General features: G+C 59.8%; 17 protein-coding genes, 3 tRNA genes and 2 pseudogenes. 12 read left to right on the plus strand and 10 right to left on the minus strand.

The genetic code is table 11. From position 1 onward, the window contains the following. Positions 1–83: 83 nt before the first annotated feature. The 6 genes from ACTG1K_RS14985 to pspA form a co-directional block, all read right to left on the minus strand. Positions 84–1,007: a LysR family transcriptional regulator gene (locus tag ACTG1K_RS14985; protein ID WP_005346246.1), complete on the minus strand. Its 924-nt coding sequence runs from the start codon at positions 1,005–1,007 to the stop codon at positions 84–86. A gap of 190 nt (positions 1,008–1,197) precedes the next feature. Continuing rightward, positions 1,198–2,229, minus strand: a complete 1,032-nt coding sequence (locus tag ACTG1K_RS14990; protein WP_101530707.1) for a YcjF family protein — start codon at positions 2,227–2,229, stop codon at positions 1,198–1,200. A gap of 65 nt (positions 2,230–2,294) precedes the next feature. Beyond that, positions 2,295–3,701 carry a YcjX family protein gene (locus ACTG1K_RS14995; protein ID WP_240533570.1) on the minus strand — a complete coding sequence of 469 codons (1,407 nt, stop codon included), beginning with the start codon at positions 3,699–3,701 and terminating at the stop codon, positions 2,295–2,297. Between the two features lie 101 nt (positions 3,702–3,802). Beyond that, positions 3,803–4,207 (minus strand): envelope stress response membrane protein PspC, encoded by a 405-nt coding sequence (pspC, locus tag ACTG1K_RS15000; RefSeq protein ID WP_005333670.1) that lies wholly within the window; start codon positions 4,205–4,207, stop codon positions 3,803–3,805. Continuing rightward, positions 4,204–4,440, minus strand: a complete 237-nt coding sequence (gene pspB / locus ACTG1K_RS15005; protein ID WP_005333672.1) for an envelope stress response membrane protein PspB — start codon at positions 4,438–4,440, stop codon at positions 4,204–4,206. Before pspB ends, pspC begins: the two co-directional genes overlap by 4 nt. 3 nt (positions 4,441–4,443) lie before the next feature. After that, positions 4,444–5,130, minus strand: a complete 687-nt coding sequence (gene pspA, locus ACTG1K_RS15010; protein ID WP_005361184.1) for a phage shock protein PspA — start codon at positions 5,128–5,130, stop codon at positions 4,444–4,446. A gap of 196 nt (positions 5,131–5,326) precedes the next feature. Between pspA and pspF the strand changes: the two genes are divergently transcribed. From pspF to ACTG1K_RS15040, 6 genes are all read left to right on the plus strand, one after another. Beyond that, positions 5,327–6,355 (plus strand): phage shock protein operon transcriptional activator, encoded by a 1,029-nt coding sequence (pspF, locus tag ACTG1K_RS15015; RefSeq protein WP_429151133.1) that lies wholly within the window; start codon positions 5,327–5,329, stop codon positions 6,353–6,355. Positions 6,356–6,463: 108 nt separating this feature from the next. After that, the gene (gene sapA / locus ACTG1K_RS15020) at positions 6,464–8,059 is read left to right on the plus strand and encodes an ABC transporter substrate-binding protein SapA (RefSeq protein WP_041202111.1); all 1,596 of its coding nucleotides are present in this window, start codon (positions 6,464–6,466) and stop codon (positions 8,057–8,059) included. A 2-nt stretch (positions 8,060–8,061) separates the two neighbouring features. Further along, positions 8,062–9,021, plus strand: a complete 960-nt coding sequence (locus tag ACTG1K_RS15025; RefSeq protein ID WP_021231386.1) for an ABC transporter permease — start codon at positions 8,062–8,064, stop codon at positions 9,019–9,021. Between the two features lie 35 nt (positions 9,022–9,056). Beyond that, positions 9,057–9,950 carry an ABC transporter permease subunit gene (locus tag ACTG1K_RS15030; protein WP_005333677.1) on the plus strand — a complete coding sequence of 298 codons (894 nt, stop codon included), beginning with the start codon at positions 9,057–9,059 and terminating at the stop codon, positions 9,948–9,950. Further along, on the plus strand, positions 9,950–10,948 hold the full coding sequence (locus ACTG1K_RS15035; protein WP_005333679.1) for a peptide ABC transporter ATP-binding protein: 999 nt from the start codon (positions 9,950–9,952) through the stop codon (positions 10,946–10,948). Before ACTG1K_RS15030 ends, ACTG1K_RS15035 begins: the two co-directional genes overlap by 1 nt. A 34-nt stretch (positions 10,949–10,982) precedes the next feature. After that, complete coding sequence (locus tag ACTG1K_RS15040) at positions 10,983–11,768, plus strand: peptide ABC transporter ATP-binding protein (protein ID WP_005333681.1); 786 nt, start codon at positions 10,983–10,985, stop codon at positions 11,766–11,768. 105 nt (positions 11,769–11,873) lie between these two features. Here the strand turns inward: ACTG1K_RS15040 and htpG are convergent, their stop codons facing one another. The 4 genes from htpG to dauA form a co-directional block, all read right to left on the minus strand. Continuing rightward, positions 11,874–13,787 (minus strand): molecular chaperone HtpG, encoded by a 1,914-nt coding sequence (htpG, locus tag ACTG1K_RS15045; RefSeq protein WP_440005901.1) that lies wholly within the window; start codon positions 13,785–13,787, stop codon positions 11,874–11,876. A gap of 176 nt (positions 13,788–13,963) precedes the next feature. Further along, positions 13,964–14,566, minus strand: a complete 603-nt coding sequence (recR, locus tag ACTG1K_RS15050; protein WP_440005903.1) for a recombination mediator RecR — start codon at positions 14,564–14,566, stop codon at positions 13,964–13,966. Positions 14,567–14,939: 373 nt separating this feature from the next. Beyond that, positions 14,940–15,027 (minus strand) — tRNA-Ser (locus ACTG1K_RS15055). A 183-nt stretch (positions 15,028–15,210) separates the two neighbouring features. Next, positions 15,211–16,947: a C4-dicarboxylic acid transporter DauA gene (gene dauA, locus ACTG1K_RS15060; protein ID WP_069528347.1), complete on the minus strand. Its 1,737-nt coding sequence runs from the start codon at positions 16,945–16,947 to the stop codon at positions 15,211–15,213. 487 nt (positions 16,948–17,434) lie between these two features. Between dauA and ACTG1K_RS15065 the strand changes: the two genes are divergently transcribed. The 6 genes and pseudogenes from ACTG1K_RS15065 to ACTG1K_RS15090 all read left to right on the plus strand — a co-directional run bounded on the left by ACTG1K_RS15065 (position 17,435) and on the right by ACTG1K_RS15090 (position 23,077). After that, a tRNA-Asn gene (locus ACTG1K_RS15065) sits at positions 17,435–17,510 on the plus strand. A 4-nt stretch (positions 17,511–17,514) separates the two neighbouring features. Then, a tRNA-Asn gene (locus ACTG1K_RS15070) sits at positions 17,515–17,590 on the plus strand. Positions 17,591–17,903: 313 nt separating this feature from the next. Further along, positions 17,904–18,936: pseudogene (locus ACTG1K_RS15075) on the plus strand (IS630 family transposase). A gap of 327 nt (positions 18,937–19,263) precedes the next feature. After that, positions 19,264–20,056, plus strand: a pseudogene (locus ACTG1K_RS15080) (IS3 family transposase). Between the two features lie 276 nt (positions 20,057–20,332). After that, a complete protein-coding gene (locus ACTG1K_RS15085) occupies positions 20,333–20,884 on the plus strand; it encodes a lipoprotein (RefSeq protein ID WP_376890380.1) in 552 nt (183 codons plus the stop codon). A gap of 195 nt (positions 20,885–21,079) precedes the next feature. Further along, positions 21,080–23,077 (plus strand): hypothetical protein, encoded by a 1,998-nt coding sequence (locus tag ACTG1K_RS15090; RefSeq protein ID WP_440005905.1) that lies wholly within the window; start codon positions 21,080–21,082, stop codon positions 23,075–23,077. Positions 23,078–23,096: the final 19 nt, after the last annotated feature.

Below are 23,096 nucleotides of genomic sequence, written 5' to 3' on the forward strand. Positions count from 1 at the left end.
AATTTTTGGTGGCTCAGGTATCAGCTAAATCGATATCGAGTGCAGATGAATCTGATTTTTGGTGGCTACCCCGCAAGAGATGGCTAGCGAGGGAGCGCCTGACGGGCCCGCAACCGGCTCTGATCCCGCGCAATATCGATAAATTCCCGCGCCGTCCAATCCAGCCGAGAACCACGGCGCCACACCAGCCCGATATCGATGGCGGGAATGGGCTCCTTGATGGGGCGCGCCTCGACCCGCTCCTGCTCCAGCGACCAGGGGCGATAGGCAAAGTCGGGCAACAGGGCGACCCCGAGCTGGCTTGCCACCAGACTGCGCACCGCCTCCACCGACGCGGTGCGCAGCACGATACGGGGGGAGATGCCGTAGCGACGCAGGCCGCCACCGATGATCTGATCCAGCTGATCGGCGGTCAGCGAGATCATCGGCTCCTCCCCCAGCGCGGTGAGCGAGAGGGTCGACTCGGCGCAGAGCGGGTGGTTGGCGGCCAGCCAGAGGCGCAGCGGCGAACGGGTCAGCAATTCGGTATCAAACGCCTCTTGCCGGATGGTGCGGTTGGTCATCAGGATCCCCACATCCACCTCGCCATTGACGATCTGGTGCTCCAGAAAAGGCTGTTCATCCTCCTTCACCTCGATCTGTACCGCCGGAAAGGCACGGCGAAAGCGGCCAAGCGCCTCTGAGAGGTAGTAACCCGCCACCAAGGTGGTCACGCCGATGGTGAGTCGCCCCTGATCCTGCTGGGCCACCGCTTTGAGGGAGTGGCTCGCCTCGGTCATGGCGCCGAGAATGCGGCGGGCGTGGAGCAAAAACTGGTGGCCCTGGGTGGTGAGGGTGACGCCGCGCGGATTGCGCTCGAATAGCGGGGCGCCGAGCTCGGTCTCCAGCTCGCGAATGGCGCTGGTGACCGCAGACTGGGAGATATGAAGCTCGGCTGCGGCACGACTCACTGAAAAGCTGTCGGCCACGGCAACAAAATAACGGATCTGGCGAAAGGTAAAGTTCATCGGGCATCCTTGCCGATTGGTACGATGAGTGTGATTGGTAAGATTGACTGCCAGCTTAACCGTAAACGGGCGCCTCGCCAAAACCGGACACTGCTGCCAACTCAATGATCTGCCGATTAAAACCATGCCCCTGCGGCTTGGCGAGCACAACAGGGGCATGGGTCATCGCAGCAAGGTGCAGACAGGGCTATCAGGATTTGTTGAGATACCCCGCCAGCTGGCCGATCAGCCGCTTGCGCAGCTCGCCGAGTTTCGGTTTTTCGTCCGCACACCAGGGCAGCGGGCGGCACACCTCTATAGTACGCAGGCCAAGGCGAGCGGTGAGAAGCCCGGCCCCCACCCCTTGCGCCGCGCGGGCAGAGAGCTTGGCGGCAAACTCGGCGCCCAGCAAGTCCATCCCCACCTCGGTCACCAGCTCGGTGGCACCGGCGTAGAGCATGTTGCGAAACACCTGACGGATGAGGCGGATGCGGCTCCAGTAGCCGAGCTCGATGGCGTAGACATCGGCGATATCCTCGATCATCCGCAGGTTGCGCCACAGCATCAGCATCATGTCGACGGTGGCAAGCGGGCTTAGCGCCACCAGCACCGCGGCCTCCCCCGACCATTTGGCCACCCGCGCCTGGGCCAGCTTGTCACGCTCGCCGAGTACCAGCTGGCTATAGAGGGTCAGCACTTCCCGATCGCTGTGGCTCTCATCGAGCTGGGCCAGCCAGGTTTGATACCCCTCGCGCCCCTTGTCGCCACTTTTGACCGCCAACCCTTCGCAAAAGGCCTGCCCCTGCCCGACTCCCTGATGAGCAAGCAGATCTTCTGCTCGCGAGCGCACATCCTGACGCCGCTTGAGGGTGCGCAGCCGCAGCCACTCGCGCCCCACCACGCTGGCGGTTCCCGCCGCCACCAACGCCGAGGCTGCCAGCCAGGCGCTGCCCCAGAGCGGGGTGGTGAGGAATTGATCGTAAAGAAAGGCGCCATACTGGCCCAACGAGAGTAAACCGACCGCTCCCAGCCCCCACGCCAGCAGCCGATGACGGCGACGCGGTTTGATGACGAGGGCGCTCTCCACCTCGGTGAACTCGTCCAGCTCGTCGAGGCGCTCGAAACTCGCCTCCTCCAGCCGCTGGGCTGGTGCGGGCGGTCGCTCGTCACTGGCCACCGTCAAGGCTGGCTCAAGGATCACCTTGCCCTGCAGCGGTGGCCGCTCTTTTATCTGATCGTTCATCGCCTTATTCTCCTGAAAACAGTCTCCTGCGGGCGGCGCAGGAAACAAACCCGGGCCGCACACCGTTATTCGAGGTGATCCCCGAGCAGAAACTCCAGCGCTGCATCGAGCCGGATATGGGGCAGCGCCTGATGGGGGCTCATGGGCATGGGGCGAAACGCCTGAAAATCAAAACCCTGACTGTTCCACCACTGTGCGGGGGGAATATGAGGCGGCACCTCCCCGGGGAAGAGCAGCAGCGGCTCACCGTTCAGGCTGGTGCCACGGATGGCGGGGAACTCGCGGCCATTGGCCACCCCCTTGCCAACTTCCGTCGCCTTGATGGCGGCGAGCGCCAGACACTCGGTGGTGATCCCCTCAAAACGGGCCTGACCGCGACCGCTGCGTACCAGATGCTGCAGCAGGGAGACCATGGGCGCATGCTGTTCGGGGGTGACGTGATCGGCCTTGCTCGCCACAAACAGCAGCTTGTCGATACGGGGCGAGAAGAGTCGCCGCCACCAGTTGCTCTTGCCGTAGGCAAAGCTCTCCATGATGCGGGCGATGGCCTGCTGCATGTCGCCAAAGCTGGCCGCCCCGGCGTTGAGAGGCTGCAGGCAATCCACCAGCACGATCTGGCGATCAAAGCCGGCAAAGTGCTGCTCATAAAAACCCTGCACCAGATGCTGTTTGTACTGCTCGAAGCGCTGCCTGAGAGTGGCGTAGAGGGTACCATCGGCGGGCTCGCTGTCAGGCATCTCCCACACCCAGGGGACAAATTGCAGCATGGGGGCACCGGCATACTCCCCCGGCAACACGAAGCGACCGGGTTGAATAAGGTGCAATCCCAGCTCCTGTTTGCAGGCATGCAGATAGGCGGTGTAGCGCTCGGCAAGCTCAGCCACCGGCCGCTCTTCGAAGCGCTGATCGACCTGCCACCCGGGTGTCAGCCAGCTGGCGGCAAGTGCCTGCAGCTCTGGGCGACGAAGCTGCTCGCGCACCTGTTCGCTCCACTGCGCGTAGCTCATCTCAAGGAGCGGCAAGTCGAGCAGCCACTCCCCGGGGTAGTCCACCAGATCCACGTAGAGGGTGGAGATCTCCCCCAGATGCTTGCGCAGAGGGTGACGGGTGCGATAGCGGATTTCGAGGCGCACTTCGGCCACCCCGCGGGTGGGCTCGGGCCAGGCAGGTGGATCGCCAAACAGGGAGTCGAGGCCACGCTCGTAGGCAAAGGTGGGGATGTGGGCATTGAGCTGCGGCACCCGGCGGGCGCCGAGGATGCGCCCTTGACGCAGGGCATCCCACAACGGCAAACGGCCATCGATGGCCGCGTGTTCCAGCTGGTTGACCAGCGCCGTGATAAAGGCGGTTTTACCGCTGCGAGAGAGGCCGGTCACCGCCAGCCGGATATGGCGATCCCGCACCCGGTTCACCACGTCGTTCGCCTTGTGTTGCAGGCGAGTCAACTTCTGTTCCAGTTTATTGAGTATCAAGGCTTGACCCGTTCTCCCTTGGTGGTTGCATCTGGATAGCTGGTGTCGATAGTGGCGCATCACGGGAGGCGCCGCCATCGACATGGGGGCTTCAGCAAGCACTACAGCTTGCGAAATTCCCGCTGCAGGGTGAACTCCCTGGAGGTTACCAGCTTCTCGATCCGCTGAACTCTGGGCTCCAGCGCGTCAAGTTCCTGCGCGATGCGGCCCAGCGCCTGATGAGGGGTGATCCCCGCCTGCCAGCTGCGCGCTTTCATCCGCACCTCGGCAAAGTCGGCATCCTCTTGTGAATAGAGGGTGACCGGCTTTTTGTCGAGCAAGAACCAGGCAGCGATATAGGCGGTGAAGGTAATGAAACCGGCGAAGATAAGGCCACTGATGGCGAGCAGCCGCACGATCCAGGTCTCCACCCCGAAATACTCAGCCAAACCGGCACAGATCCCGGCTATCTTGCCACGCTGGGGATCACGATAGAGGTTACGCCCTTCACGACTGACACTGCTCATACCTTGTTCCTCCAACCGGGTACTTCCGCATCCAGAATCGATTCGAGCGCGCCCACTCGCTCCTGCATCTTCTCGGTGCGAGCTAGCAGCCCTTGCAGCTGTTCCCGCTCGCTATCGGCAAGACCGGCGCCAATGCGCCCCTTGGCACGATAGTGCAGCACCAGCCAGATGGGGGCTACCACCACCATGAAGACCACCATGGGAACCATCAATACGCCCAGCAGATCTTCCATCTGTTACTCCCCCTGTTTGCCTTCGCTTTTGCTGTCGCCCTGGCCCAGCTTCTGGCGCATCGCTTCCAGCTCGCGGCTTATCTGATCGTCCACTTCCAGCTCGGCAAACTGCTGCGCCAGCGCCTTGTCGGACTGACCCAGATCGGCGCGCGCTTCCATTTCGTCGATGCGACGCTCCATCCGCTCAAACTTGCTCACCACCGCCTGGCTCTCGCCACGGGCTACCTGGCTCTGCACATTGAGACGGCTGCTGGCCGCTTCGGTGCGAATGGCCATCGCCTTTTGACGGGCGCGGGCATCTTCCAGCTTGGCTTCGAGCTGGCGGATCTCCTCACCCAACTTCTCGATGCCACTGTCGACCGCCTGCTGCTCGCGGTAGAGGGTCTCCGACAACTCGGTCTGTTTCTTCTTCTCGATAAGGGCGGCGCGGGCCAGATCTTCACGTCCCTTGGTCAGGGCCAGCTCGGCCTTGGCTTGCCACTCGTCGACCCGCTCCTGATGACGGGCGACCTGACGACCAATCTCTTTCTGGCTGGCGAGGAAGCGGGCCAGATTGGAACGTTCCTTGACCAGCTCGTCCTCCATCTCCTGGATGATCAGGCGCACCATCTTCTGGGGATCTTCTGCCTTGTCGAGCAGGGCCGTCAGGTTGGAATTGATGATGTCGGCCAGACGGGAAAAAATACTCATGATTGCACTCCTGTTATTGGCATGGCGTTGTTTCTCCATTGACAATGGCAACTTGTGTGCCAATCTGGAACAAAATTTAACTTGTTGATTTATATGGGGCAGAATAGCCGGATTGCAAGATGCCTCGCGCAAGTGATGATTAAAATCACCAACTTTTGGTAAGATTGACCAGCTTTTACAACTGACAGGGATCACTATGACCACGGCCACGGAAAGCCTGCTGGGGGAATCCAACGCATTTCTCGAGATCATTGAGCAGGCCTCACGGCTCGCCCCGCTGCGCAAACCCGTGCTGATCATCGGTGAGCGGGGGACGGGCAAGGAGCTGATCGCCCACCGCCTACATTATCTCTCGGCGCGCTGGGATCAAAGCTTTGTCACCATCAACTGCGCCACCCTGAGCGAGAGCCTGCTGGAGACCGAGCTGTTCGGTCACGAAGCGGGATCGTTTACCGGCGCAGCCAAGCGCCACCAAGGCCGCTTCGAGCGGGCCGATGGCGGCACCCTCTTCCTCGACGAGCTGGCCACCACCAGCGCCCGGGTGCAGGAGAAGTTGCTGCGGGTCATCGAGTATGGCGAGTTCGAGCGGGTGGGCGGGGCCAAGCCCCTCAAGGTGGATGTGCGGCTGGTCTGCGCCACCAACGAAGATCTCCCTGCGCTGGCCGACAAGGGGCAGTTTCGCCACGATCTGCTCGATCGGCTCGCGTTTGATGTGATCACCCTACCCCCCTTGCGGGAGCGGCGGGAAGATATCCTGATGCTGGCGGAGCACTTCGCCCACAGCATGACCCGGGAGCTGGGCTATCCGCTGTTTGCCGGTTTCTCGCGCAAGGCGACCCAGTTGCTGCTGGATTACCACTGGCCGGGCAATGTGAGAGAGCTGAAGAACGTGGTGGAGCGCAGCATCTATCGTCAGGGCAATCCCCAGCTGCCGCTCTCGACCCTGGTGCTCAACCCGTTTGATTCCCCCTGGCGACCACAGGTCACGCAACCTGCGCAAGAGGCCCGAAGCGAGGTACAATATGCATCCCCCCTCGCCTTGCCGCTCGATCTCAAGCAGGCTGTGGCGGAGTACGAGATTAATTTACTCAAGCAAGCGATGCAGCAATCCCAGTATAATCAGCGCAAAGCCGCTCAACTGCTGGCCTTAAGCTATCACCAGTTCCGTGGCATGCTACGCAAATATCAGCTGCTGGATGGCGATAACGATGCAGAACAAGAATGAAGGAGCGCGGTTGATGCCGACTCCAGCAACACGCCAGCCTTCGCGCTGGCACATTTGTATCAAAACGTGCGTACAAAACCCCTATAAGAACATGGTTCAACAATGAGAATGCTCACACCCTTGCTGCTGGGTCTGCTGGTGCTGGTCACCGGCTGCCAGAAGCAACCCGAGGCCTCCAAAACCGGACTCATCTATTGTGCTGAGGGATCCCCCCTCTCCTTCAATCCCCATGTTTCCAACTCCGGGGTGACACTGGATGCCAGTGCCCGTCCGCTCTACGACCGCCTGCTGGAGGTGAACCCCAACACCCTGGCGCTGGAACCAGCGCTCGCCACCAACTGGCATGTCAGCGAGGATGGCCTCACCTATACCCTGACCCTGCGCAAGGGGGTGACGTTTCACCATACCCCCTGGTTCAAGCCCACCCGCACTTTCAATGCCGATGACGTGGTCTTCACCTATGCCCGCCAGCTTGACGAGCAGCACCCCTATCACAATGTCTCCGGCGGCGATTACCCCTACTTCTACAGCCTGGGGCAAGATCTGCTGATCAAGCGGGTGAGCAAGAAGGGGCCGCAGACGGTAGTGTTCGAGCTGAACCAGCCGAACGCCTCCTTCCTCGCCACTCTGGCCAGCGACTATGCGGTGATCCTCTCCGCCGAATACGCCGAGCAGATGTTGCAGGCAGGCACCCCGGCCCTGCTGGATAGCCGCCCCATCGGCACCGGGCCGTTCAGCTTCAAGGAGTATCGCCACAACGAGTTCATTCGCTATCTGCGCCACCCCGGCTATTGGGGTGGAGATGCCAAGATTGAACAGCTGGTCTACGACATTACCCCCAAATCCGCCAAACGGCTGGCCAAGCTGCTGACCGGCGAGTGCGACGTTATGAGCACCCCTTCCGCTAGCCAGCTCTCGGTGATCAAGCAAAATCCGGCGCTCAGTCTCTCGGTCCAGTCGGGGATGAACGTGGCCTTTTTGGCCCTCAATACCCGCAAGCCGCCGTTCAACAACGTCAAGGTGCGGCAGGCCATTGCCAGCGCCATCAATATCGACAACCTGTTGCAGGCGGTCTATTTCGATACTGGTCTGCCCGCCAACAGCCTGCTGCCGACCCTCTCATGGGGGTACAACCCCAGCCTGCCCGAGCGCAAACCCGACCTGAAACGGGCGCGCCAGCTGCTCAAGGAGGCGGGGCTGGAGAAAGGATTCGAGATGCAGGTGCTGGTGCAACCGGACGCCCGCCCCTACAACCCGGATGCGGTCAAGACCGCCCAGCTGATCCGCAGCGATCTGGCCAAGGTCGGGATCAAGCTCAAGATCGTGCAACGGGAGTGGCCGGTGATCGAAGGCCGTCTCACCAAGGGGCAGTACGACAGCCTGCTCTCCGGCTGGATTGCCGACAACGCCGACCCGGACAACTTCTTCCGCCAGCTGCTGAGCTGCTCGGCAGTGGAGCGCGGCAACAACTACAGCCGCTGGTGTAGCCCGGCCTTCGATCAGTTGCTGGATGATGCGGTCACCACGCCCCAGCTCTCGTTCCGGCTGCGTAACTACTACTATGCCCAGACCCTGCTTAACGAACAGCTGCCGCTGATCCCGCTGGCGCACGCCTTGCGTACCCAGGTCAGCCGCAGCGACATCGAGGGGCTGACGCTGATGCCCTTTGGCGGCACCTCCTTCAACCAGGCTCACAGGGAGTAAGCATGCTTCTATACACCTTGCGCCGCATCAACCTGCTGCTTATCACCCTGCTGGCGCTGACCTTTGTCGCCTATCTGCTGGACTATCGGCTGATCGGCAATCAGCTCAGCTTCTGGAGCGGCTATCCCGATTTCCTGCGCCGCATTTTTGCAGGCGACCTGGGGCTCTCCAGCGTCTCCGGGCTACCGGTGCTGGACGAGATCCGCCACTACTTCCCGGCGACCCTGATCCTCTGTCTGGCGGCGTTCGCCATCTCGCTGCTGGTGGGCATTCCCCTCGGCACCCTGGCTGCCCTGTCACAGGGCAAGACGCTGGATCTCTCCATCATGACTGCCGGTCTTATCGGCTATGCGGTTCCGGTGTTCTGGCTGGCGCTGCTGGTGGTGATGCTCTTTTCGCTGGATCTCGGCTGGTTGCCGGCATCGGGCCAGATCAGCCTGCTCTACGACGTGCCCCCCATTACCGGCATCGCGGTGATCGATGTGCTGCTCAGCAACGAGCCTTGGCGGCAAGCGGCGCTGCATGATGCCCTGCGCCACCTGATCCTTCCGTCACTGGTGCTGGCGGTAGTGCCTACCACCGAGGTGATCCGCCATGTACGCAGCTCCCTCATCGACGTGATGAAGCAGAACTACATCAAGGCGGCAGCGAGCCGGGGCCTTTCCAAGGCGCAGATCGTTTGGCGCCATGGTCTGAAGAACGCCCTGCCGCCGGTACTGCCGCTGCTGGGTCTGCAACTGGGTAGCGTGCTCACCTCCGCCATGATCACCGAGGTGGTGTTCGAGTGGCACGGGATCGGCCGCTGGCTCATCAGCAGCATCGCCCTGCAGGATTACGCCGCCATTCGCGGCGCGACCCTGGTGGTCGCCAGTTTCGTGATCCTGACCAGCGTTAGCACCGAGTTGCTGACCACCCTTATCTATCCGGCACGGCGCAAAGAGTTGTATGCCAAACAAGATTGAACGCGCTCATGGCGTGACCAGGAGCCAGGTATCCTATGCAAGATAAATCGAACATCTATCCCGAGCTCAAGATCCTCTCGCCCCTTGAGCAGACGTGGGCCTCCTACAGCCGCAATCCGCTGGCGATGGCAGGGCTTTGGTGCTTTTTGCTGTTGCTGCTCATCACGCTGGTGGGGCCGCTGGTCGTCCCCTACGGCATCGATGAACAGCACACCGACAAGCTGCTGCTCGCCCCCTCCTGGGCGGCAACCGGCAACATCGACTACTTCCTCGGCACCGACGATCTGGGGCGCGACATGCTCTCCCGGCTGGTGGTGGGGGCGCGCCTCACCTTCGGCTATGCGCTGGTCGTGGTGGTGATCGCCATGGTGGTTGGCTCCGCCATCGGTATCCTCGGCGGGATGAGCAAGGGGCTTAAATCGAGCGTGCTGCACCACCTGCTCGATACCCTGCTCTCCATCCCCTCCCTGCTGATGGCCATCATCATGGTCGCCATCATGGGGCCGGGTTTTGGCAATACCCTGATTGCCATTACGCTCGCTTTGATCCCGCCCTTTATCCGGGCCACCTATAACGCAGTGCATGCCGAGATGCAGAAGGAGTACATCACCGCCAGCCGCCTCGATGGCTCGCCTCCCTTCCGGATCATGCGGCTGGCTATTTTGCCCAACATTGTCGAAACCCTGGTGGCCCAGACCACCCGCACCTTGTCGGCGGCCATTCTCGATATCTCGGCGGTCGGTTTTCTTGGCCTCGGCGCCCAATCTCCCCAACCGGAGTGGGGCACCATGCTGGCCGATTCGAGCGACCTTATCTATCTCGCCCCCTGGACCGTCACCCTGCCAGGCATCGCCATCCTGTTCAGCGTGCTGGTGACCAATTTAGTTGGTGAAGGCATTCGCGAAGCACTCAAAGAGGGGAATGACTGATGCCGCTGCTCGACATTCGCAATCTCACCATCGAGATCGACACCCCGCAAGGCAAGGTCAAGGCGGTGGACAAGGTGAGCCTGACCCTGACCGAGGGGGAGATCCGCGGTCTGGTGGGTGAATCCGGCTCCGGTAAAAGTCTGATCGCCAAAGTGATCGTCGGCATCGAGAAGGACAACTGGACGGTACGTGCCGACCGGATGCGTTTCAACGACATGGATCTGCTGACCATGGCCCCCAAGGAGCGCCGTCGCATCATGGGCCGCGAGATCGCCATGATCTTCCAGGACCCCATCAGCTGTCTCGACCCCTCCGAGGAGATCGGCACCCAGCTGGAAGAGGCGATCCCGACCGATTCGTTCGAGGGACAATTCTGGCAGCGCTTCCAGTGGCGCAAGAAGAAAGCCATCGCCCTGCTGCACCGGGTAGGCGTCAAGGATCACCGCAAGGTGATGCGCGCCTATCCCCACGAGCTGTCGGATGGCATGTGCCAGAAGGTGATGATCGCCATGGCCATTGCCAACCAGCCGCGTCTGCTGGTAGCCGACGAGCCCACCAGCGCCATGGAGTCCACCACCCACTCCCAGATCCTGCGACTGCTGGACAAGATGAACAAGCTGGGCAATACCACCATCCTGATCATCAGTAACGATATCGCCGCCATCGCCAACCTGACCGATACCATCAACGTGATGTACTGCGGCCAGATGGTGGAGGTAGGCACCCGGGAGCAGATCCTCGAGACCCCGCATCACCCCTATACCGATGCCCTGCTCAAATCGATCCCCGACTTTGACAAGCTGGTGCGCCACAAGTCGCGCCTAGAGACCCTGCCCGGCGTCATCCCGCCGCTGCAACACCTGCCCATCGGCTGCCGTCTGGGGCCGCGCTGCCCCTATGCCCAGAAGCAGTGCGTGCAAACTCCGTTGATGAACAAGATCAAGGGCCATCAGTTCAGCTGTCACTTCCCGCTGAACATGGAGGAGCCGAAAAAATGATGACCGTTAATGCCCCCATGAAGGAGCCCCGCTTGTGATCGAGCCATCCCTGTTGCAGGTCAGAGGCCTTAGCAAAACCTACCAGAACCGCACCGGTCTATTCCGTCGTCAGGCGGTGGAGGCGATCAAGCCCCTCTCGTTCGATCTCGAAGTGGGTCAGACCCTCGCCATCGTCGGCGAAGCTGGCTCCGGCAAGAGTACCCTCGCCCGCATTCTGGCTGGCATGATCGAACCCACCAGCGGCGACATCGCCATCGACGGCCAGCTGATGGTGCATGGCGATTACCAGACTCGCTGCAAACTGCTGCGGATGATTTTTCAGGATCCCAACACCTCGCTGAACCGCAAGATCCGGGTCGGCCAGATCCTGGAAACCCCACTGCGCCTCAATACCGAGATGACCGAGGAGGAGCGCCGCGAGAAGGTGGTGCAGACCCTGCGCATGGTGGGGATGCTGCCGGATCACGCCCTCTTCTACCCGCAGATGCTCTCCTCCGGTCAGCAGCAGCGGGTTGCGCTGGCGCGGGCGCTGATCCTCAACCCCAAGATCGTGGTGGCCGATGAGGCGCTCTCCACGCTGGATATCTCGGTGCGCTCCCAGATCATAAACCTGCTGCTGGAGATGCAGGAGACCATGGGACTGAGTTATGTGCTGGTAGCCAACGATTTGGGTATCGTCAGCCATATCAGTGACGAGGTGCTGGTAATGCACGAAGGTCGGGTGGTGGAGCGCGGCAAGACCCTCAAAGTGTTTGCCGATCCCCAACATGAGGTGACTCGCCGTCTCATCCAGAACTACAACAACGAATACCGCAAATAGAGAGGCGCTGGCCACCTCCCCTGCCGCTGTGTTTCGCCGAGCTCACACGGCGGGATCAAAAAAGCCCACTGCATGCAGTGGGCTTTCTGTTACCGGCGTTGCTGCTTAGGCTTGCAGCAGCAGACGGTTGATGCGGGAGACGAAGCTCGCCGGATCGTTCAGCCCGCCCTGCTCGGCCAGCTGGGCCTGTTCGTGCAGCAGGGTGACCCACTCACCGAACAGTGCCTCGTCTTCAATGGTGTCGAGTTTCTTCACCAGCGCATGGTCAGGGTTGAGCTCCAGAATGTACTTCTGCTCCGGTACCGGCTGGCCGGCCGCGCGCATCAGCTTGATCATCTGGGTGCTCATACCGTAGGCGTCGGTGACGATGCAAGAGGGGGAGTCGGTCAGACGGTGAGTGACACGCACCTCTTTCACTGCATCGCCCAGGCTCTTCTTGACCCGCTCAACCAGACCGGCGTTGGCTTTTTCGGCCTCTTCTTGCGCCTGCTTGGAGGCTTCATCTTCCAGATCGCCGAGATCCAGTTCGCCACGGGTGACGGAGATGAGCTGCTTGCCATCGAACTCGGTCAGGTGGCTCATCAGCCACTCGTCCACGCGCTCCCACATCAGCAGCACTTCGACACCCTTCTTGCGGAAGATCTCGAGATGCGGGCTGTTCTTGGCAGCGGCATAAGAGTCGGCGGTGATGTAGTAAATCTTCTGCTGACCTTCCTTCATGCGGCCAACGTAATCCTCGAGAGAGACGGTCTGGGCTTCGCCCTCACCAGCGGTGCTGGCAAAGCGCAGGAGCTTGGCGATCTCTTCGCGGTTGGCGTAATCCTCGGCCGGGCCCTCTTTGAGCACATTGCCGAACTCGCTCCAGAACTTGGCGTACTTCTCGGCATCGTCTTTCGCCAGCTTGGAGAGCATGGTCAGAACCCGCTTGGAGCAAGCCTTGCGCAGGGAGGCGGTCACCTTGTTGTCCTGCAGGATCTCGCGGCTGACGTTGAGCGGCAGATCGTTTGAGTCCAGCACCCCTTTGACGAAACGCAGGTAGGTCGGCATAAACTGCTCGGCGTCGTCCATGATGAAGACGCGCTGCACGTAGAGCTTCAGACCGTGCTTCTGCTCGCGGTTGTAGAGGTCGAACGGTGCGCGGGCCGGTACGTAGAGCAGGCTGGTGTACTCTTGCGCCCCTTCCACCCGGTTGTGACCCCACAGCAGCGGATCTTCAAAGTCGTGGGCGACGTGCTTGTAGAACTCCTGATACTCCTCGTCCTTGATATCTTTCGGGTTGCGGGTCCACAGTGCCGTGGCGCGGTTGACCTGCTCCCACTCGCCCGGGGTGCCGACGATGGTCTCACCATCCTCTTCCCGATCCGGGGTACCCTCTTTGAACATCTCGACCGGTACGCTGATGTGGTCGGAATATTTGCCCACCACGGAGCGCAGACGCCAGTCGTCGAGGAACTCGTCCTCTTCGGCACGCAGGTGCAGGATGACGTCGGTACCGCGACCAGCTTTGGTTACGTCAGCGACGGTGAAGGAGCCTTCCCCTTCCGATTCCCATTGTACGCCCTGCTCCGGAGCAGTACCGGCGGCGCGGGAGACCACGGTCACCTTGTCGGCCACGATAAAGGCGGAGTAGAAACCGACCCCGAACTGGCCGATCAGCTGGGAATCCTTGCCCTGATCGCCGGAGAGGTTTTTGAAGAATTCTGCGGTGCCGGACTTGGCGATGGTACCCAGGTGCTCAATCACCTGATCACGGGTCATACCGATCCCGTTATCGGAGATGGTCAGGGTACGCTTCTCTTTGTCCACCACCAGACGCACACGCAACTGGCCGTCGTTTTCGAACAAAGAGGCATCGGAAAGCGCCTTGAAGCGCAGCTTGTCCGCCGCATCGGAGGCGTTGGAGATCAGCTCGCGCAGGAATACTTCTTTGTTGGAGTAGAGGCTGTGAGCCATCAGGCTCAGCAGTTGTTTGACTTCAGTCTGAAAGCCGTGGGTTTCGGCATGAACACTTTGGGTCATGGACCAATCCTCAGAAACATCGGGTTGAACATATGCCCAACCTAGATGGGGACGGCCAATCAAATATCAAGGGGCGAGTGTGCAATCCCGCTCACTCGCCCCTTTAAATCCGCTCAAACGGCTATTTCTTACCCAGCGCGACCGCTATTAATGCGGGGAAACTGGCTTTCGCCTTGCTATTTCAAGCGTTGGCGCCCCATTAGGGAGTGGGAGAGCGTGGTGCCATCCACCAGCTCCAGCTCGCCCCCTACCGGCACACCGTGGGCGATGCGGCTCACCTCTACCCCGGCATGACGGGCCATGTCGGCGATATACCAGGCCGTAGCATCCCCCTCGATAGTGGGATTGGTGGCGAGGATCAGCTCGTTGATGTGCTCTTCTTTCAACCGACGCTCGAGAATATCGAGACCCAGCTCCTCCGGGCCTATGCCGTCCAGCGGCGACAGATGGCCCATCAGCACAAAGTAACGACCGGAAAACTGACCGGTCTGCTCGATGGCCGCCACGTCCGCCGGGCTCTCCACCACGCAGAGCAGGCCATTCTCTTCCCGCTTGGGATTGGCGCAGATATCGCAGCGGTCGTTCTCGGTAAAGGTGCGGCAGTGGCTGCAGTGGCCAATCTCGGTCAGGGCGCGAGAGAGCAGCTGGGCCAACCGCAAGCCGCCGCTGCGCTCACGCTCAAGCAGGGTAAAGGCCATCCGCTGGGCAGACTTGGGCCCCACCCCCGGCAATACCTGCAGGGCTTTCATCATCTCATCGAGCAGGGGACTGAACTTCATAACACTCCTTACACGGGCCTGCCCCTCGCCACCACCAGGGCCACGACGGGTCAGCAAAACAGGATAACGCCATTGGCGCAGGACTATACCCGAGCCCGCCGCCCATCGCCATCGGCTTGCCCACAGCGCTCGCAAAAACGCGGATAGCAAAAAGCCCCGATGTTTCCATCAGGGCTTTTCAATCTGGCAGTGCATGTGCTGTGAGCGTCAAATTCGCAGCAGCAAATCATCGACTATTCTGCATTGCCACTTTTTAAGACGAGCCGCGACACCGGACAAACCAAGCGAGATTTTTCGCTCCGCACTGGTTGCACCACATCAGGATGGCGCTTAAAAACAAAAAAAACCGACCATTAGGTCGGTTTTTGCAATTTGGCGGTGAGGGAGGGATTCGAACCCTCGATACGTTGCCGTATACACACTTTCCAGGCGTGCTCCTTCAGCCACTCGGACACCTCACCAAATTTTGGTCTGTGGTTTAACGTGTTCAGCCAACACGGCATTCGCTGCGCTGTTGCGCTGGAACGGGGCGTAATGTAAGGGATACGATGGCTTTTGGTCAATGCAATTTTTTACTTTTTGCGTTCGTTTGCTCAATATCCGAACCAAGTGACCAAAAATATGCCGTTTCGTATCCCTTTCAATCAATTTACTGCCGCTTCGTGCAAATGTTCACCTTTGAGCGCCTCTTCCAGCGAGCCGTAAAATTCCAGCTTGCCGGGCTGCGGCCGCACCTTGGCACGGGCCAGGGTCTTGAGCGGTTGGAACTGCAACTCGGCCACCCGCAACTCGACACCGGCTTTAGCCATCTGCTTGCCAAAGTGGAGGAAGGCAGACAGGCCGCCCGCATCGAGGATGGAAACCGCCTCCATCTGCAACACCAGCACCTGGTGCCCTTTCACTTGAGCTTCCAGCTCGGCAAAGACCCGTTCGGCTGCGGCGAAGAAAAGCGGGCCGTTGATCTTGTAGAGCAGGCCGTTGTCCGGCACCTCATGGGCATAGCGCTTGTGCTCGGCCAAATCGTGCAGTTTGGTCATCTTGGCAATTTCGCGCATAAAGAGCAGGGACGCCAGAATCACCCCGAAGGTGATGGCGATGACCATGTCGAAGATAACGGTGAGCGACAGGCAGACCAGCAGCACCAGCACATCGGATTTGGGCGCGCGACGGATCAGCTCCACCACCTTGTGCGCTTCACTCATGTTCCAGGCCACGATGAGCAGCAAGGCAGCCATGGCCGAGAGCGGCAACCAGGAGAGCCAGGGGGCCAACACCAGAATGGCGGCCAGCACCACCAGCGCATGAACGATCCCCGAGATGGGGGACGTAGCGCCGGCACGCACGTTGGCGGCAGAGCGGGCGATGGCGGCGGTAGCGGTAATGCCGCCAAAGAAGGGGGCGAAGATGTTGCCAAGCCCCTGCCCCACCAGCTCGGCGTTGGAGCTGTGTTTGCGACCGGTCATGCCATCGAGCACCACGGCGCAGAGCAGCGACTCGATCGCCCCCAGCATTGCCATGGAGAAGGCGGCAGGCAGCAGCCGCTCAACAGCCGCCAGGTTCCATTCAACTGGCAAGCCATCAGGTCCGGGCAAGGCCCAAGGCATCACCAGGGTAGGCGCGATGGGCGGGATCCCCATCCCCTGGGTGCCATCGGCCAGGGTATAGCTGAACTTGCTGCCGATGGTGGCCACATCCACCCCGAAGTAATGGAGGCCAAAACCCAGACCTACCCCGACCAGCACCGCGGGCAAGTGGCCGGGCACAGGCAGACGCAGGCGCGGCCAGAGCAGCAGCACGGCCAGCGTTGCGACCCCCACCAGGGTATCGCCCCACTGCCAGCTTGGCAGGGCGGCGGCCAGCGCCTCGACCTTGCCCAGATAGGTTTCCGGCATCTCGGGCACGCTCAGGCCGAAGAAGTCCTTGATCTGCAAGGTGGCGATCACGATGGCGATACCACCGGTAAAGCCCAGCGTCACTGACGGGGGAATGTACTCGATAAGGCGGCCAAGACGGGCCATCCCCATCGCCACCAGAAAGAGGCCGGAGATGAGCGTTGCCATCAACAGACCACCGACCCCGAACTGCTGGGCGACCGGATAGAGGATCACTACAAAGGCAGCGGTCGGGCCGGAGATGGAGTAACGGGAACCACCGGTCACGGCGATCACGATACCGGCGATGATGGCGGTATAGAGACCGTGTTGCGGCGGTACACCGCTGGCAATGGCCAGCGCCATGGCGAGCGGGATGGCGATGATGCCCACCGTCACACCGGCAATAAGATCACGGCCGAAGCGGGCCATGCTATAGGGTTCATCAATACAGGACTGGCGTAAGGCTATGGCGAGCTTCACGCTATTTAAAGAGGCTTGCTTGTGCATGTATATCGTAATACCAGAAGAGGGAGATAAAGGCCGGAGAGATCCGGCGCCCGATCATCATCAAGGGCCGGCAGGGCTGTCGACGCGGCGATGGTATCCTGCGTAACCTTACTCCAGACGGGCCATTTTTTCGATGGGCAGGATCAATGAAACGCGCGCTCACCCATTATTTGGCCTATTTGCCGCCAAATCGCCGATCTTGGCTCCTGCTCTCCCCCTTTTTGCCACAAAGATTACCATTTGAGCCTCATCTAGTTACCAGCACGTTCGCGACATCATGCTGTCATCATCAGGTTGATGCGAACCGAACCAATGCCCCCTGCGCCGGTTGGGGGGAGCGATGGCAAGGGACTGATTGTGCTGAAAATAAACCGCAAAGCGCAACTTTTGGGCAAACAATCCGAAAATCCGGTTTTCGGGAAATTCGCGGGTTGACACCCGCCGCCCTGATCATTAATATTCGCCCCGTCTTAACGAGACAGGCAATTCCTCCTTAGTTCAGTCGGTAGAACGGCGGACTGTTAATCCGTATGTCACTGGTTCAAGTCCAGTAGGAGGAGCCACTTTTCCCTCGTAGTTCAGTCGGTAGAACGGCGGACTGTTAATCCGTATGTCACAGGTTCAAGTCCTGTCGAGGGAGCCACATTTGAAGCCCATTTTTCGAACTGGGCTTTTTCATATCCATCTCTCCATTGTTTCAAGCTGAGCCAGCTCCCCCTCACCGCTTGCTCTGCCACATTCCCCTCGCAGTGAACGATCCACTCTCCCTGTTTTCTCTCAACTCAAATTCGACTGACGATTACTCCGGTCCCTATCCGGCCAGCTCAGCTGGCAAATGGGTCACGATCTAAATAGCTGTTCCGAATAGTAGATCACTGGAGGAAGGGAACTCAGTCCAGTTTGTGCGATCTCATTAGTCGCCAAACAAAACAAGCCACACCCAAAGGACTGAGTTGATGCCTATCCTATCCCCCCCTGCCACGACCACAACGGCGCCGTATTCACAAAATCATCCATGCCACCCGTGATAAAGGGCATGCTCGTCGCTTGATGGCCATCTTGCTGTTACATGAAGGACGCACGGTCACTGATGTTCATCACCTTACCGGCGCTGCTCGCTCGACCATCGGCCGTTGGCTTCGGTGGTATCGAGATGACGGCATAGATGCGCTAGAAGCCTTACCGGCTGGCCGTGCCCCGGTCTTACCTATCGCCAAGATGGTCACCTTACTGGTGCTGCTCATGCAGTTTTCTCCGCAAGATTTTGGTTATCAGCGCAGCCGTTGGTGTTCTGAGCTATTGGCCATCAAAATCAATCGGTTAGCAGGCCTCAATATGGCAGCCTCCACGCTCCGCCGATGGTTACCTCGTATGGGCATTGTCTGGCGCAGGCCCGTGCCTACCTTGCGGATAAAAGACCCAGCTTATCAGGAGAAAATGGCGAATATCGACGCTGCGCTGGCCCGCTGTGATGCCGATAATCCGGTGTTTTATGAGGATGAAGTCGATATAGACCTCAATCCCAAATTAGGGGCCGACTGGATGTTCAGAGCGCAGCAAAAGCGGGTTGTCACACCGGGACAGAACGCGAAACATTACCTGGCAGGCGTTCTCCATGCAGGCAACGGAAGAGTGCTTTACGTCAGCGGGATAAAGAAAAACTCATCGCTGTTTATCGCCATGCTGGAAAAGCTGCGTCACCACTACCGACGAGCCAAAACCATCACGCTGATCCTCGATAACTACATCATTCACAAAAGCAAACAGACCGAGCGATGGTTGAAGAAGAATCCCAAGTTCTGCCTGGTATTCCAGCCAGTTTACAGTCCTTGGGTTAATCACATCGAACGGCTGTGGCACAAGTTACATGAAACCATCACACGCAATCATCAATGCAGAGGAATGGCCAACCTGCTGGCTCGAGTGAAACACTTCATGTATACCGTGTCTCCTTTCCCGGGGAATGGCTATGGCATAGCGAAGGTGTAGCACTATTGGGAACAGTTATTTAGCCCAAACCAGACGTCATCCCCTCCCCTGACGTAAATCCCCCCAGAACCCCTCTCCGGTAACAGCTTCCGGTCTTTCTGCTGGGAGACCATGGAGATGCTCAGACCGGAGCTGGTTGCACTGGCGTGGAGATAACACAGATTGAAAGATGGAGACGCTCAGGAAGGGCAAGGGAAGAGGAATGGTTAGTGGGCAAGACCGGAGCAACTCTGGGGCATATCCGGTCTTTGGGGCGGTTGCTGAGTGAGGTATCCTGATTTTCACAGACAGTTCCGATTGTTACGATGAGACGATCGGGGGTGTTGAATGAAATCGAGAGAACACGATTCACCAGAGTTTCGGGCAGAGGCGATTCGACTGCTGTTGGAGCAAGGCCTTGGCCAAGCTGAAGCCGCCAGAAGGTTGGGTATTGCCAAGGGCACACTGAGCAACTGGGTGGTCGCAGCCAAAGGAGGAAAGGATACATCGGTCATTCCCGGAGCGCGTTCTGTCGCCGAGCTGGAGGCTGAAGTGGCTCGGCTACGCAACGCTCTCGCACAAGCCAACATGGAGCGCGACATCATAAAATGGCCGCCGCGTACTTTGCTCAGGAGTCACTGCCAAGTACGCGTGGATAGCCAAGCAGCAGGACTTCTATCCCATTTCCGTTATCTGTCGTGTGCTGGAGGTCTCTCGTGCGGGCTTCTACCACCGGCGCCAGCGTTCACCGTCACAGCGCCAACAAGAAGATAAACGCCTCAAGGTCGCCATTCGGGCTGTGCAGCAGAAGAGGCCGCCCGTTGGGCTTATCCATCACACAGACTGGGGCAGTCAGTACTGTGCCAAGGCTTACCGGGCTCTCCAGGTACAATTTGGCATGCAGACCTCCATGTCACGCAAGGGGAACTGCTTCGACAATGCCCTGATAGAAAGCTTCTGGGGGTCTCTTAAAAATGAACTGGTTCACCACCATAGATTCAAGACGAGAGCAGAGGCCAAGGCAGCGATCCAGGAATACATAGAGATTTTTTACAACCGCCAACGTCGGTATTCACGACTTGGCAATGTCAGCCCGGCGGAGTTTAACAAGAGGTATTGGAGAACTGCTCAGGCTGCTTGATCCGGGACAGTCCGATCTTGTCAGGACACCTCATCCCTCGGTCAATGGGATTTTCATGACACCAGACATGGGGCTCTTGCTGTGGTGATGGCCTATGGGAAATCGACCCCGCCCTTCCTGCCTCTCTACGCAAGATTGCTTGTCTGGAGACATTGATCTGGCCCCAGACGGGGCTGTGACAAGAAAGGGATGAGGATGTTCACGCTGGCAGCGCTCGCCGTTTCCTCCTAAGATGGCGCCATCTTGATGACCCTAGTCCCAACCACGGAACCAATCATGTTAAAGCACCTGTTTTTACTCCCCTTCTGCCTGTTGCTGGGAGCCTGCTCCCTGACCCAATACAACGTCAGCGAGGCCGAAATCAATCAGTACCTCAAGGATCAGGTCTCTTTTGAAAAACAGCTGGGGATCCCCGGCATCATGTCGAGCAAGATCCGTCTGGATGAGATGCAGAGCCGTATCGGCCGCAAACAAGCAGATCGCATCGAGCTGGACGCCGCTGGCGACCTGCAGGTGAGCAGCCCCCTTGGCAGCCAGCAGATGAAGATCCGCTTTGCCCTGAGCGCACGCCCGGACTATGTGGCCGATCAGGGCGCCATCTATCTGCGCGACCTTGAGCTGGTCTCGGTCAAAACCGAGCCGGCCGATATCGGGGCCGCCCTCACCCCGCTGCTGCCCACCTTCAATCAGTCGCTCTCCCTGTTCCTGTCGCAGACGCCGGTCTACCGCCTTGACAGCAGCCGCAAGAACGAAGCCAGGATCAAGGAGAAGGTCGAAGCCCTCAAGGTGGAGCCTGGCCGTCTGGTCATCCCGTTCAAACTGCTCTGATCCCCACCGCACTGGCACTTTCAGCGCAATAAACAGATAACCGTCCTCTTCGACAGCGCACATCCGGTTTAACGTGCTGCCGCTCAGGGCGGTTTTTTACTTCTCAAGTCCCCGCCAACACAGCATAATGCAGACCATTCTCATTTAGATTCGTTATGAGAAGCGTCAATAATAAAACCAATGGTGAGAAGGGACATGAGAAAAACCGTACTGGTTCAGGCGATCGCCTGCGCACTGATCAGCGGCGCCGCATACGCTGCCGTCAAAGTCGAAGACAAGACATTCAATACCGCCGCCAACATGCTGGCCTATACCGAATTCGAGCTCTCCGGTGAGCCGCTGGCCGAAGCGCTGGGGCTGGATCTGGACGTGCTGGATGCCAACCGTGCCGATGAGCCGACCCCGTTCGACTTCGCCGCTGGCATCGAATCCTACGAATACTCCGAAGAGGCGATGTACGCCCTCAACTACCAATCCGGCATGGGCCCTCATCTGGTGAACGGGCCGCAAAACCTGGCTCGTGGTGGCACCATGGCCTCTCTGGGACAACGGGTGTTGGCCATGGCCGATGCCGTTGGCTTCCCGGCTGATGAAGTGCCGCAGGGCATGTATCCCCTCTCCCTGCCCTACGCCTCCGCCAATCCGGAGTTTGCCCAGGCCGTCAACGCCACCCCGGTCAATGGCGACCAGATCACCATCAAGACCGCCAAAGGGACCGAGAAAACCGTCAAGACCCAGGTGCCCGCCTACTTCCGCGACTACAGCACCCTGCGCTGGAGCGGCAGCGACAACCTGCTGGTGCCCGCAGCGGTGGGCGGTATCCTGCTCAAAGAGGTGATGTGGTCCCAGGACTTCCTCGGCGGCATGCACGTGGCCGAGACCGATGAAGAGGTAGAAGCCGCCTCCGCCAGCATGGATCAGGATGGCAAGCACAAGCTGGGCGTCTCTGCCGCCGATGGCTTCAACGGCATGATGCTGACCGAGCAGTCCATCGACAAGCTGGCCATCATGCAGAACCAGCTTGGCTTCGATGGCAAGCAACTGGGCGCCAAGATCACCCCGCAGTACGATCCGGCCAAGGGCGTTGTCTACTTCCCCCATCAGGTGAAAGTGACCGAAACCAGCAACAACGATGCCGGTGCCATTGGCAAGCTGGAGGTGGTGGATGGCTCCGCCCAACTGCGCGATGCCTGGATGATGCTGTGGCCGCTCTCCGAGTTCTATGCCTTCAGCGATCAGCGCAGCGCCAACACCAACCAGAACCCGGCCTTCCACGCCGTGTTTGACGGCGCGCCGTTTGCCGCCACACCGGCTGCCAACAAGACCAATGACCTGGGCAAAGCCGTTGCGGGCAGCGATGCCTTCTCGCTGGCGATCAATCTCTCCAACCTCACCTTCAAGAACCTGGCTGCCCTGCACTTTGATACCAAGGCTAGCACCCTGGTCGACAGCTGGCAGGCAGGCAAACAGGGTAAGCACGTCACCACCTTTGACGCCGCTTACACACTGGTCGCCCTGCAGATCTTCCAGCGCGCTCAGGACGCGCTGCCGGTCGGTTACGCCGCCGGTGACAATGGCGAGCTGAACCTCAAGACCAAGCAGGGTCAAGAGGCGCTCGACTTGATCCGCAAACAGGCCGATTTCATCCTTGCCAACCTCAAGGGCAAAAATGGTCTGATGCATGACGGCATCACCCTGGGTGGCAAGCTCGATGCCGGCCACTCCATCGATGCACAGTTCGCAGCCATCCGTGGTCTGACCGCGGCGTTCCTCGCCACCTCCGATGCCAAGTACCGCACTGCCGCCCGCGAGCTGTTCATCGCCACCGACAAGGCCTACTTCAATGCCAAGGCGGGCACCTGGCTGGCGGGTAAACAGGGTGAATACACCCCCTGGACCCAGGCTGCCATTTCCGGCGCCCTGCGCTCTGCCATGCTGAACCTGCGCAACGAAGGGGCCGAGAAGGCGCCCGAGCTGGAGCTGGCCAAGCTGACCGGTCAGTACGTCAGCTGGTTCCGTGGCACCGTCAACGGTGGCATGCAGATGGCCGAGTGGATCGGTGACTCCGGCGAGAACATCATCGAAGGTGCCGGCAGCGACACCGACGAAGATGGCGTACCGCAAGTGACCGCCGCCGGTGGCAAGCACGGCACCGCCATGGTGATGGCCGCCAAAGCGGTGGTTAGCGAATAATCCTCGCCATTCACCAGCA

Source organism: Aeromonas sp. 102P (assembly GCF_051920345.1).
GTDB classification, from domain to species: domain Bacteria; phylum Pseudomonadota; class Gammaproteobacteria; order Enterobacterales; family Aeromonadaceae; genus Aeromonas; species Aeromonas veronii.

Excerpts from the sequence above, each read along its gene's own strand:
- recR (WP_440005903.1), bottom strand. The coding sequence starts at position 14,566 with ATGAAGTTCAGTCCCCTGCTCGATGAGATGATGAAAGCCCTGCAGGTA.
- ACTG1K_RS15025 (WP_021231386.1), top strand. The coding sequence starts at position 8,062 with ATGCTTCTATACACCTTGCGCCGCATCAACCTGCTGCTTATCACCCTG.
- pspB (WP_005333672.1), bottom strand. The coding sequence starts at position 4,440 with ATGGAAGATCTGCTGGGCGTATTGATGGTTCCCATGGTGGTCTTCATG.
- htpG (WP_440005901.1), bottom strand. The coding sequence starts at position 13,787 with ATGACCCAAAGTGTTCATGCCGAAACCCACGGCTTTCAGACTGAAGTC.
- sapA (WP_041202111.1), top strand. The coding sequence starts at position 6,464 with ATGCTCACACCCTTGCTGCTGGGTCTGCTGGTGCTGGTCACCGGCTGC.
- pspF (WP_429151133.1), top strand. The coding sequence starts at position 5,327 with ATGACCACGGCCACGGAAAGCCTGCTGGGGGAATCCAACGCATTTCTC.
- pspA (WP_005361184.1), bottom strand. The coding sequence starts at position 5,130 with ATGAGTATTTTTTCCCGTCTGGCCGACATCATCAATTCCAACCTGACG.
- ACTG1K_RS15030 (WP_005333677.1), top strand. The coding sequence starts at position 9,057 with ATGCAAGATAAATCGAACATCTATCCCGAGCTCAAGATCCTCTCGCCC.
- ACTG1K_RS14985 (WP_005346246.1), bottom strand. The coding sequence starts at position 1,007 with ATGAACTTTACCTTTCGCCAGATCCGTTATTTTGTTGCCGTGGCCGAC.
- ACTG1K_RS15085 (WP_376890380.1), top strand. The coding sequence starts at position 20,333 with ATGTTAAAGCACCTGTTTTTACTCCCCTTCTGCCTGTTGCTGGGAGCC.
- ACTG1K_RS15035 (WP_005333679.1), top strand. The coding sequence starts at position 9,950 with ATGCCGCTGCTCGACATTCGCAATCTCACCATCGAGATCGACACCCCG.
- dauA (WP_069528347.1), bottom strand. The coding sequence starts at position 16,947 with ATGCACAAGCAAGCCTCTTTAAATAGCGTGAAGCTCGCCATAGCCTTA.
- pspC (WP_005333670.1), bottom strand. The coding sequence starts at position 4,207 with ATGAGCAGTGTCAGTCGTGAAGGGCGTAACCTCTATCGTGATCCCCAG.
- ACTG1K_RS14990 (WP_101530707.1), bottom strand. The coding sequence starts at position 2,229 with ATGAACGATCAGATAAAAGAGCGGCCACCGCTGCAGGGCAAGGTGATC.
- ACTG1K_RS15090 (WP_440005905.1), top strand. The coding sequence starts at position 21,080 with ATGAGAAAAACCGTACTGGTTCAGGCGATCGCCTGCGCACTGATCAGC.